Source organism: Streptococcus oralis, assembly GCF_023110055.1.
Taxonomy (GTDB): Bacteria; Bacillota; Bacilli; order Lactobacillales; family Streptococcaceae; genus Streptococcus; species Streptococcus oralis_BY.
In genome coordinates, this window is the sequence record NZ_JALDVG010000001.1 from 1250512 (window position 1) to 1262570 (window position 12059).

A 12059-nucleotide genomic window follows, 5' to 3' on the forward strand; every position below is an offset into this window, starting at 1 on the left:
TTATAGGCTAGTTTAACAAACTTATGCTGGATTTTATACTCATTGAAAATCAAAGAGTATTAGTCGCGGGTAAATCCAGTTGCACCCGTACGAGCGATATTTTTAATACCATATGGTCGAATCACTCGTAATAAAGCTTCACTCTTTTCAGCATTTCCCGTCATCTGGATGGTGATTGAGCTTGGAGCCACATCTACTACCGTTGCACGGAAAGGTTGGATAATGGCCAAGATTTCTGCACGCTTTTCAGCAGGAGCAGATACCTTCACCAAGATAACTTCTCTTTCCAAGTGTGGTTTATCTGTGATATCTCGAATGCGAATCACATCAATCTGACGATTGAGCTGTTTAATGATTTGCTCTACTTCATCATGAGATGCTACATCAATAATGATGGTGATACGAGATACATTGGGGTTCTCTGTCGCACCAACCGAGATACTCTCAATATTGACTTGACGACGAGAAAGGACACCTGTAAAACGATTCAAAACTCCTGAACGGTTTTGCAATCTAGCTGTTAACATTCTACGCATGGAACTTCACCCCCAACATCTCATGATTGCTCTTACCAGCTGGTACCATCGGTAAGACCTGTTCCTTACGAGAAATATCCACCTCGATAAACATGGGCACATCCTCCAGAATGACTTCTAGATCCTTCTCTATCGTCTCTGGATTATCAAATTTATAGTTTTTGATGCCATAGGCCTGTGCCATCAGCTGGAAGTCAGGAAGTGTATCAAAGACTGACTCTGAAGTTCTACCCTCATAGAAGGATTCCTGCCACTGACGAACCATTCCTAGTGAGTGGTTGTTCAACATGACAACCTTAATCGGCACCTTGTAGATGTTTAGGATTGCTAGTTCTTGGTTGGTCATTTGGAAGCCACCATCACCTACAAAAAGGATAACCTCTTTTTCTGGATTTGCAATCTTGGCTCCGATAGCTGCAGGAACTCCGAATCCCATGGTACCCAAACCACCTGAAGTGACTAACTGACGCTCATTTTGGTAAGGATAATACTGAGCTGTCCACATTTGGTGTTGTCCGACGTCTGTGACAACAATGGCATCTCCATTCGTCAACTCACCGATGCGTTCAATAACGGCCTGAGGCTGAACCACACGTTCTTTCTTATCATAAGAACGAACTCGATTCTTGTCCTTGGTGACTTTTTCAATCCACTTTTCAGTATTGTTATGAACAGTTGGTTCTGCCAGTAGCATCTGCAAGGCTTTCTTAGCATCCCCCACTACAGGAATATCTGCACTGATAATCTTACCAATCTCAGCTGGGTCAATGTCGATATGGGCAACCTTGGCATTCTTCGCGAAGGTCTTAGGGTTCCCAGTCAAGCGGTCATCGAAACGGCAACCAATACTAATCATAAAGTCCGCTTCCGTCATTGCAATGTTGGCTGCGAAAGAACCGTGCATTCCTCCCATCCCTAGGAAGAGCGGATGACTCGTTGCAATGGTTCCTTGCCCCAAAAGACTAGTGACTACTGGAATTTGGTAACGTTCAGCAAATTCATTGAGCTCTTTAGAAGCTTCCGCATAGCTGATACCACCGCCTGCTAACAAAACAGGTTTCTTGGCTTTTGACAATTGCTTCAAGATTTTCTTGATTTGCATGTCATTTGGATCAAGTGTCGGTTGGTAACTTGGTAAATTAACTTCTGGTGAATAGATGAAATCTGTCTCTAGAGCTGATACATCCTTGGGCAAGTCAATCACAACAGGACCTGGACGACCTGTCGTTGCAATATGGACAGCTTCCGTAATGATACGGGGAATATCTGCTGTCTCACGAACTTGGTAATTGTATTTGGTAATGGGCATGGTAATCCCCACGATGTCTGCCTCCTGAAAGGCATCTTTCCCAATTCCAGCTCGCGCAACCTGACCTGTAAAGACCAAAAGGGGAACGCTATCGCTCATGGCATCTGCAATCCCTGTAATGGCATTTGTTGCTCCCGGTCCACTCGTGACGACGGCAACGCCCAACTTTCCAGTTGATTTGGCATATCCTTCAGCTTCGTGCAAACAACCTTGCTCATGGCGTCCTAAGATGTGGCGAATACCTTTAAAATTATATATCGCATCATACAAAGGTAAGACCGCACCACCAGGATAACCAAAAATGGTATCAATCCCTAAGTCCCGAAGTGTTTCCAAAACTAGGTCCGACCCCGTCTTAGGAGATTCTAAACTGATTTTCTCCATTATTCCCCTTTCTCTTCTCTTAAAAAAATAGCTTGTTACTATCATACCATTTTTTCAAAAATTTTCAAGGCAAAAGAGTCAATTTTCTGAATTTTCTATCTAAAAGTGTATTTATGAATCTTTTCCTCATTTTTATTAACTTTTCTACGGAATTAGGAAGCTTTATTTACTTTAATTTATCAAATTAGTATATTTTCTTTCTGAATAAAATTAGTATTTTTCTCACTTAGCGATTAAATTCGTATACTATATTCAGCAAAAATGAATAGTTAAAGACGAAAAAAGGAAGCCACTAAGTGACTTCCTTCTAGAGTGAGGACTGATTAGTCTTCACCTTTGTTTTTCTTAATGATTTCTTCTTGTACTGACTTAGGTACATCTTCGTAGTGGTCAAATACCATCATGAACGTACCACGTCCTTGAGATGCAGAACGAAGAACTGTTGCGTAACCGAACATTTCAGCAAGTGGAACGTAAGCACGAACGATTTGGCTGTTACCGTGAGCTTCCATACCATCTACACGTCCACGACGAGCAGTTACGTGACCCATAACATCACCAAGGTTTTCTTCAGGAACAGTAATGGTTACAAGCATCATTGGCTCAAGGATAGCTGGTTGTGCTGACTTAGCAGCTTCTTTAAGAGCAAGTGAAGCCGCGATCTTGAAGGCAGTTTCAGATGAGTCGACATCGTGGTATGAACCATCGTAAAGTTTAGCTTTAACGTCAACCATTGGGTAACCTGCAAGAACACCGTTAGCCATAGATTCTACCAAACCTTTTTCAACCGCTGGGATAAATTCACGAGGAACCACACCACCGACGATTGCGTTTTCGAATTCGAATCCTTTACCTTCTTCGTTTGGAGTAAATTCAATCCATACATCACCGAATTGACCTTTACCACCAGACTGACGTTTGAAGAATCCACGTGCTTGAGTAGAAGCGCGGAATGTTTCACGGTAAGATACTTGAGGAGCACCTACGTTCGCTTCCACTTTGAACTCACGACGCATACGGTCAACAAGGACGTCCAAGTGAAGCTCACCCATACCTGAGATAACTGTTTCACCAGTTTCAACGTTTGTTTCAACGCGGAATGTTGGATCTTCTTCAGCCAATTTTTGAAGGGCGATACCCATCTTATCTTGGTCAGCTTTAGATTTTGGCTCAACCATCAATTGGATAACTGGTTCTGGAACGTTGATTGATTCAAGGATGATTTTAGCTTTTTCATCTGTCAATGAGTCACCAGTTGTAGTATCTTTCAAACCAACGGCAGCAGCGATATCACCTGAGTAAACAGTGTCAATTTCTTGACGGCTGTTAGCGTGCATTTGAAGGATACGTCCGATACGTTCACGTTTACCTTTAGAAGTGTTCAATACGTAAGAACCTGATTGAAGAACACCTGAGTATACACGGAAGAATGTCAAACGACCTACGAATGGGTCAGTCATGATCTTGAAGGCAAGAGCTGCGAATGGCTCTTCGTCAGATGCTGGACGAGTTTCTTCTTCGTCTGTATCTGGGTTGATACCTTTGATCGCTGGGATGTCAAGTGGGCTTGGAAGGTAGTCGATAACCGCATCAAGCATCAATTGAACACCCTTGTTCTTGAAGGCAGAACCACACAATACTGGGAAGAATTCAACGTTGATAGTTGCTTTACGGATAGCAGCTTTCAATTCTTCGTTAGTGATTTCTTCACCTTCAAGGTATTTCATCATCAAGTCTTCATCAGTTTCAGCAACTGCTTCCACCAATTTTTCACGGTATTCTTGAGCTTGGTCAAGGTATTCAGCTGGAATATCTTCTTCAAGGATATCTGTACCAAGGTCGTTAGTATAGATTTCAGCTTTCATCTTGATCAAGTCGATGATACCGCGGAAGTCATCTTCAGCACCGATTGGCAATTGGATTGGGTGTGCGTTTGCTTGAAGACGATCGTGAAGTGTGCTTACTGAGTAAAGGAAGTCAGCACCGATTTTGTCCATTTTGTTGGCAAATACGATACGTGGAACTCCGTACTCAGTTGCTTGACGCCAAACTGTTTCAGTTTGAGGCTCAACACCTGATTGTGAGTCAAGAACAGTAACCGCACCGTCCAATACACGAAGAGAACGTTGTACTTCGATAGTGAAGTCCACGTGTCCTGGTGTGTCGATGATGTTTACGCGGTGGTTGTTCCATTGAGCTGTTGTCGCAGCAGATGTGATAGTGATACCACGTTCTTGCTCTTGCTCCATCCAGTCCATTTGTGACGCACCTTCGTGAGTTTCACCGATTTTGTGGATTTTACCAGTGTAGTAAAGAATACGCTCAGTAGTTGTTGTTTTACCGGCATCGACGTGAGCCATGATACCGATATTACGAGTTTTTTCAAGTGAAAATTCGCGTGCCATGAGGTTTGTTTCTCCTATTTATTTTAATTTCTATTCTATTATAACACGATTTTAATAAAAACGGATAGGCAGGACCTACCCGTTCTCAATGTTTATCTTGTTTTTGTTGGTTTCAACTTGTAGACAAGTTGAATTGAACTCGGGCTAGAAGCTCAAGTTAACTGATTTGAACCCGAGCGAGGCCCGGTGCAAAAAAGATAAACTGCTTTGTGTTCACGGAACACTTCATCAGTTTCCTATTTTTGCCTTGGGCCTTTACCGCTCTTGGTATCATTTTATTACCAACGGAAGTGTGCGAAGGCACGGTTAGCTTCAGCCATACGGTGAGTGTCTTCACGTTTCTTAACTGCTGCACCAGTGTTGTTAGCAGCATCCAAGATTTCTTTTGCAAGACGGTCTTGCATTGTGTGTTCACCACGAAGGCGAGCGATGGTTACCAACCAACGAAGTCCAAGTGTTGTACGGCGTTCTGGACGAACTTCAACTGGGACTTGGTAGTTAGATCCACCAACACGACGTGCACGTACTTCAAGTACAGGCATGATGTTTTCCATAGCTGTTTCAAATACTTCAAGTGCATCGTTACCAGTAGCTTCTTTGATTTGCTCAAAAGCACCGTAAACGATTGAAGCAGCTGTACCACGTTTACCATCAAGCATAACGCGGTTGATAAGACGAGTAACTAATTGTGAATTGTAAAGCGGATCTGGCAATACTTCACGTTTTGGAGCTCTATTTTTACGACTCATTTCTCTTTATCCCCTTTCCTTATGCTTTTTTCGGACGTTTAGTACCGTATTTAGAACGGCCTTGTTTACGATCGTTAACACCTGCAGTATCAAGTGCACCACGGACGATATGGTAACGTACCCCTGGAAGGTCTTTTACACGTCCACCGCGAAGAAGCACCACGCTGTGCTCTTGCAAGTTGTGTCCGATACCTGGGATGTAGGCAGTAACTTCGATAAGGTTGCTCAAACGTACACGAGCGAATTTACGAAGGGCAGAGTTAGGTTTTTTAGGTGTCATTGTTCCAACACGAGTTGCTACACCACGTTTTTGTGGTGAAGAAACGTTTGTTTGAACTTTTTTATGACTGTTGTAACCAACGTTCAAAGCTGGTGATTTAGATTTTTCTACTTTTGATTTACGCGGTTTGCGAACCAATTGGTTAATTGTAGGCATCTACATTCTCCTGTGTTTTTTTATTTTTGGTGATGGTACACTTGGTGACAGCTACCATCTGTGTGTACTTTTGCAACATTTGTCAGCACGTCCCTGTACACTTTTGAGAGACCAAAAGTAAAAAGTACCGTCTATTATTGTAACACATTTTTTCTTTACTTGTCAATATTTTTTTCGTTTTTATTCTGATCTTTTAACTCTTTGACACTAGTTCTTACCGCTTTTCTAAACCAGAAAAGGAGGCAAAATTGCCTCCTCCTTTCTGGTATGGATTTCCTTCAATTAAACATTCGTTTGAGATGTTTTTTATCTTTCTTATCAAAGCCAACCAGATTCTTTTGCAATGTTGGCTGCCTCTGTTCGATTACCAGCATCTAGTTTCGAAAGAATATTGGTGACATAGTTTCGGACGGTTCCATTTGATAGATAAAGCTGATCTGCGATTTCTTGATTAGACAAGCCCTGAGCGATTCCCTTTAAAACAGCGATTTCTTGCTCTGTTAACGGATTGGGGTGCGTCATCACTACTTCCATCAATTCAGGCGAATACTCCTTGCGTCCTTCGAGGACAGTGTGCAAGGTTTGCATGAGGTCTGCAATGCTTCTTTCTTTCAAAACATAGGCATCCACTCCAGCCTTAATCGCGCGTTCAAAATATCCGGGGCGCTTGAAGGTCGTCACCACAACTACCTTTGTTTCTAGCTTTTCTGCTTGTATCCACTCCAAGACTTCGAGGCCTGTCTTAACAGGCATCTCTACATCAAGAATGGCGATATCCACAGACTCTTTTTCTAAGAGTTGGATTGCTTCTTGGCCATCCTTGGCTTGTAGGACGGACTCCACATCTGGTTGAAAGGTAAGCAACTGGCACATAGCATCTCGCAACATACTTTGATCTTCTGCAACAAGTAATTTCATCTTAGTTTCTCTCCTTATAAGGTAGCCGAACCTGCACTTCAGTCGGATGTTTCTGACTGATCACTTTTACTTCTCCTGAAAAAGGAAGGACACGGTCTCGAACGGTATGGAGTTCATCTCCTTTTAGAGAAGCAAAGCCACATCCATCATCTCTCACTGTTAGAATGAGTTCTTTCTCAGTTCGTTCTAATTTTAAGTAGGCTTTCGACGCTTTGGCATGTTTGATGATGTTGGTCACCAATTCAAGCAAAATCATGGAGGCCGTTGATTCTAATTCCTGAGTTAGGCTAGCTGTATCTAGTTGGTGATCAATTTCTGTTTCAATTCCTGCAATTTCCAACATTTTTTTAACAGTCGCAAACTCGGAGGAAAGTGTTCTGGTTTTGAGATTTTCAATGATGGTACGAACTTCATTCATGGATTCTTTACTGATCTGATGAATTTCTTTTAATTCTTTTTCCACTTGGGGATAGGCCTGCATTTGAAGAAGCTGGAGGGTAAGGTCCGTCTTCACACTCAGCATGGCAAAAGTATGGCCTAGGCTGTCATGGAGATCCTGACCGATACGACTGCGTTCATTTTCAGCCAAGAAAAGATTAAGCTTGGCATTTTGTTTCATCTTTTCTTCTTTTAACTCTTCTGCCATCCTAATTCGATAGAGACCAAAAGTCAAGGCATCAGAAAAGACAAAAGTCACTAAGAAAAAGAGCAGTTGCCAGGGACTAACTTGATTGACCATATAAATCCCTGTCAAAATCAACGGTTGCAAGACAATAAAACTAACAAAACGCCAAGAGTGAAAAGAAATCTCATCCAACTCATAATTGAGAAGATTGGATAAATAAAAGATAAACCAAGCAAAGCTCGCATTCAGCCAAACGGAACTGTAAAAAATGTAAGCAAGCATAATCCACCAAGCTAGCCACTGCACGGTTCGATTCTGACTGACTAAAATCGAATAAAAAGCTAGGACAAATAGTAGAGTCCATAACAAGGTTAAAAGCGGGTACTCTCCAACGATGACACCCGCTATAGGAAAGATGATAAACACTGTTGAAATATGAAACATATAATGAGTGTTTTTTAATTTTTCCAACATAGATTTATTTTACCTCGATCCGTTTTTTCAGTTGGATTACCAATACACCAAAGAAAACTGTATAACCTAGCACAACTAAGGCAGCAAGAATATTAAATTCATGGTGTTCCAAATAGGAAGAGACAACCTGCATCAGTTGATAGGTTGGAGTCAGTTTTCCAATAGATTGGAGCCATTCTGGGAAGGAATTCAAAGGAAACCAGAGTCCACCTAGAACAGCCAAAGCAATATAGGCAATATTTCCAATAACCGTCATCAGTTGAGCACTGGGAAGCAAGCTCACCAAGACACCCATGCTGATAAAGACCACGCTGCCGATCAGCAAAATAACTCCAATCACCAACCAATCAATCCAAGGCAGCGTCACTCCACGGACAAAATGACCAACCGAAAAGACAACAATAATTGATAACAAGAAAGTCAGTAGGGTACTGAACAGTTTTGATACATAATATTCTACCATAGATACGGGAGAATGTTGAATCAATTTTTGCCAGTTGTTTGTCTTATCAGACTCGAGTGTGCTTGGGATACTGAAAAAAGCACTTGACATGATACTAAAGAGCGTCATGGCAAAAAGATAGGCTTGAAGAGCAATTTCTGGAATATCTGACCCTGACATCATACCAGAAAAGATAAGGTAAAACACACTTGGAAGTCCGATGGATAGCAAGTAGTAGACTGCTTGCCGTTTCATCAGAATGATTTCCACTTTCATGAGACTTGTCATATTTTTCATCGTCAATCTCCTTTAGTCTTGAGTCGTTTCGAAGATACTGTCTAAGAGAGTTCGATTGCGAACTTCAATTTCTTCGATCATGCAGCCCTGTTCTTGCAAGACTTTCCATACCTGGCTGGCTTCTTTGGTTGTGAAGGAAAGAGCATTTTGCTTGATTTCAAGCCCTTGAATCTGGTCCAAAGTGCTGATAACTTCCTGATAAGTTAGTGGTACCGTAAAATGTTTTTCTTGTTCTTCACCACGCATGGCATAAGGTGTCGTATCCCGGATCAATTCACCCTTGTGGAGGACCAAAATGCGGTCAGCCGTATGTTCTACCTCTTCGATATAGTGAGAAGAGTAGACAATGGTGACACCATTTTTCTTTAACTGATTGACAATTTCCCAAAAATGCTGACGTGTCGAGGTATCCATGGCAGCAGTTGGTTCGTCCAAAAATAGAATTTTCGGACGACCTATTAGTGCCAACACGAAAGAGAACAAACGTTTTTGCCCACCAGACAACTTGCCCGCTAGCTGATTTTTCTGTTTGTCCGAAAATCTCAGCAAGTCATCAATTTCTTGATTGGAGAGACTGTTTGGATAGATTGATTGAAAGAAGGATAAGAGTTCTTTCACTTTCAAGTCTTGAACCACCGTATTTTCTTGAGGTAAGATAGAAATAAGCTGCTTTAATCGAGGATCTGTTGGCGCAAACCCTTGAATAGCTATCTGACCTGAGCTCACGAACTTGTCGCCCAAGAGGCAATCAATCAAGGTCGTCTTACCTGCTCCGTTAGGTCCGATCAAGGCGACACATTCACCATCGTTGATTTCAAAGGAGATGTTCCGCAAGATCTCCTTGTCTTTTATTTTCTTACTCAATTTCTCAACTTTAATCACAGTCATGAGATTCTCCTTTCAACCACTTCATTCCCATAGGGAAAACGACGAAAATCATAAACCCAAAACCCCAAGCACCACGAATAAATTGGCGAAGCACGGTTTGGTCAAACCAACCAGTAAACATTTCCACTAACCATACCAAGAGTGACAGGCCGATAAAGAAATAGATGATTGCTTTTTTCATTCCTCAAACTCCTTTTTTACATCTCTGACTAATTTCAAACCTTCTCTGACAAGCCAAGACATCATTCCAAAGCCAGCAAAGAGCTCCCAAGGAAAATGATAGAAACCCTCGTCCAATCCTGAAAACATGAGATAGGTCATAACTCCTGCTGCTACTAAACTCACTGCGACAATCATTTTATTTTTCATTTTTTCTTCCTCCATTTCATACTTCAATTATAGTCCTTTGAAGTTGGCGGAGCTAGATGCTTCTGTCACTAGTAAATATGACAAATGTCATAAAAAAAGAAAGTTGCAAAATCAACTTTCTTTTTAATCGATTAAATTTTTATTCCACACTGAAAAGATATGGATATACGGGTTGTTGACCTTGGTGAATCTCTACTTCAACATCTTCGAATTCTTCTGCGATTTCTTGGGCAATTTCATTGGCAAGTTCTTCGCTTCCGTCTTCACCGACATAGAAAGTCACGATTTCACTGTCTTCGTCCAACATATGTTTCAAAGTTTCTGTCAAGGTTTGGTGCATGTCAGGATTTGACACGAGGATTTTCCCATCGACCATACCAAGATTGTCATTTTCATGAATTGCTAATCCATCGATAGTTGTATCACGAACGGCTGTTGTTACACTACCGCTGACGACATCACCAAGGGCTGCAGTCATACGTTCTTGGTTTTCTTCGATTGATTTGCTTGGATCAAAGGCAAGAAGACTGGTCAAACCTTGAGGAATTGTACGTGCTTCTACCACAACTGCAGGTTGTTCAAGCACTTCAGCCGCAGACTGAGCTGCCATAAAGATATTTTTGTTGTTTGGCAAGAAGATAATGTTGCGAGCATTGACCTGTTCAACAGCCTTGATAAAGTCTTCTGTTGAAGGGTTCATCGTCTGCCCGCCTTCGATAACATAATCCACACCTTGGGCACGGAAGATATCTGCTAAACCTTGACCAGCTACTACTGCGATAAGGGCATACTCTTTTGTTTCAGCAGGCTTGTTGCCTTGACTTGCTTCTTTTTCAACTTGCGCCTCGTGTTGGTTACGCATGTTGTCCACTTTTACCTTGATCAAGCTACCATATTTGAGACCTTCTTGCATGACAAGACCTGGATCTTCTGTATGGACGTGAACTTTGACGATCTCATCATCGTTGACAACAAGGAGTGAGTCGCCTAAGTCATTCAAGTAGTTACGGAATTCATCATAGTCAAAGTCCTTAGAATAAGTTGGACCTTGTTTGAGGGCTACCATGATCTCTGTACAGTAACCGAAGGTAATATCCTCAGTTGCCACATGCCCTGCTACAGACTTGTGGTGCTCTGCATTGATCATTTCACTCATGTTAGCAGGAGTCGCTACAAAGTCTTCAGAAGCACTGTATTCACCAGTAAGAGCTGAAAGGAATCCTTCGTAGATGAAGACCAAACCTTGACCACCTGAGTCTACCACACCAACTTCCTTAAGGACTGGAAGCATTTCTGGTGTCTTAGCCAAAGCTGCTTTCGCGCCTTCCAAGGCTGCACGCATGACCTCAACAGCATCATCTGTCTCCTCGGCTTTTTTCTTAGCCCCAATAGCCGCTCCACGAGAAACAGTCAAAATGGTCCCTTCAACTGGTTTCATAACCGCTTTATAAGCTACTTCGACACCGGATTGGAAGGCAAGAGCCAAGTCTTGACCTGTTAATTCATCTTTTTCCTTGATAGCCTGAGAGAAGCCACGGAAGAGCTGAGAAGTGATAACCCCTGAGTTCCCACGCGCACCCATCAAGAGACCTTTAGCAAGAATGCTCGCTACTTCTCCAACAGTAGAAGCAGGCTTGTCTGCTACTTCTTTGGCACCATTTTCAATGGTCATTCCCATGTTTGTCCCAGTATCTCCATCTGGAACTGGAAAGACGTTCAATGAATTGACATATTCTGCTTGCTTATTCAAACGAGTTGATGCAGCCTGCACCATCTCTTGGAATAAACTGGTAGTAATTTTTGACACGATTATTCTCCTACAACTTTGATATTTTGAATGTAGACATTCACAGTCTGAGCAGTAATTCCTAGTTGATTTTCTAAACTAAAACGAACACGCTCTTGAATGTTTTTTGACACTTCGCTTATCTTTACTCCGTAGCTCAATACGGTATAAACATCAACTGCAATGCTACCATCTTCGGCTGCTTTTATAACAACACCCTTAGAATAATTTTCCTTACCAAGAAGGGCTTGGAAATTGTCTTTGAGGGCATTTTTACTAGCCATACCGACCACACCAAAAATCTCAGTTGCGGCACCACCTACTACGGTTGCAATCACTTCATCTGTCAGTTCGATTTGACCATCTTTTGTATTAATTTTTACAGTCATTTTTTTTACCTCAACTAGTTGATACTCTATTTTATCATATTTCAGCCCAAGT

Annotated in this window: 13 protein-coding genes; all 13 read right to left on the minus strand. The window is 41.9% G+C overall.

Translation table 11 applies throughout. The features are described from left to right. Nucleotides 1–59: 59 nt before the first annotated feature. Complete coding sequence (gene ilvN / locus M1G01_RS05885; RefSeq protein ID WP_001253813.1) at nt 60–536, minus strand: acetolactate synthase small subunit; 477 nt, start codon at nt 534–536, stop codon at nt 60–62. After that, complete coding sequence (locus tag M1G01_RS05890) at nt 529–2229, minus strand: acetolactate synthase large subunit (protein WP_000411743.1); 1701 nt, start codon at nt 2227–2229, stop codon at nt 529–531. The genes ilvN and M1G01_RS05890 overlap by 8 nt, the downstream gene beginning before the upstream one ends. Before the next feature lie 323 nt (nt 2230–2552). Further along, complete coding sequence (fusA, locus tag M1G01_RS05895) at nt 2553–4634, minus strand: elongation factor G (RefSeq protein WP_000090339.1); 2082 nt, start codon at nt 4632–4634, stop codon at nt 2553–2555. A 278-nt stretch (nt 4635–4912) separates the two neighbouring features. Beyond that, complete coding sequence (gene rpsG / locus M1G01_RS05900) at nt 4913–5383, minus strand: 30S ribosomal protein S7 (protein WP_004250722.1); 471 nt, start codon at nt 5381–5383, stop codon at nt 4913–4915. A gap of 19 nt (nt 5384–5402) precedes the next feature. Then, complete coding sequence (gene rpsL, locus M1G01_RS05905; RefSeq protein WP_001142333.1) at nt 5403–5819, minus strand: 30S ribosomal protein S12; 417 nt, start codon at nt 5817–5819, stop codon at nt 5403–5405. 318 nt (nt 5820–6137) lie between these two features. Then, on the minus strand, nt 6138–6737 hold the full coding sequence (locus M1G01_RS05910; RefSeq protein WP_247931395.1) for a response regulator transcription factor: 600 nt from the start codon (nt 6735–6737) through the stop codon (nt 6138–6140). Nucleotide 6738: 1 nt separating this feature from the next. After that, a complete protein-coding gene (locus M1G01_RS05915) occupies nt 6739–7836 on the minus strand; it encodes a sensor histidine kinase (protein ID WP_247931396.1) in 1098 nt (365 codons plus the stop codon). A gap of 4 nt (nt 7837–7840) precedes the next feature. Further along, nucleotides 7841–8575 (minus strand): ABC transporter permease, encoded by a 735-nt coding sequence (locus tag M1G01_RS05920; RefSeq protein ID WP_247931397.1) that lies wholly within the window; start codon nt 8573–8575, stop codon nt 7841–7843. Nucleotides 8576–8587: 12 nt separating this feature from the next. Next, entirely contained in the window at nt 8588–9463 is an 876-nt protein-coding gene (locus M1G01_RS05925; RefSeq protein ID WP_000216047.1) for an ABC transporter ATP-binding protein, read from the minus strand. After that, nucleotides 9450–9644, minus strand: coding sequence for a hypothetical protein (locus M1G01_RS05930; RefSeq protein WP_000709167.1), 195 nt, complete (start codon nt 9642–9644; stop codon nt 9450–9452). Before M1G01_RS05930 ends, M1G01_RS05925 begins: the two co-directional genes overlap by 14 nt. Beyond that, entirely contained in the window at nt 9641–9847 is a 207-nt protein-coding gene (locus tag M1G01_RS05935; RefSeq protein WP_000390738.1) for a hypothetical protein, read from the minus strand. Before M1G01_RS05935 ends, M1G01_RS05930 begins: the two co-directional genes overlap by 4 nt. A 124-nt stretch (nt 9848–9971) precedes the next feature. After that, on the minus strand, nt 9972–11639 hold the full coding sequence (locus M1G01_RS05940) for a DAK2 domain-containing protein (RefSeq protein ID WP_247931398.1): 1668 nt from the start codon (nt 11637–11639) through the stop codon (nt 9972–9974). 2 nt (nt 11640–11641) lie between these two features. Then, entirely contained in the window at nt 11642–12007 is a 366-nt protein-coding gene (locus M1G01_RS05945; protein ID WP_000216434.1) for an Asp23/Gls24 family envelope stress response protein, read from the minus strand. Nucleotides 12008–12059 lie beyond the last annotated feature (52 nt).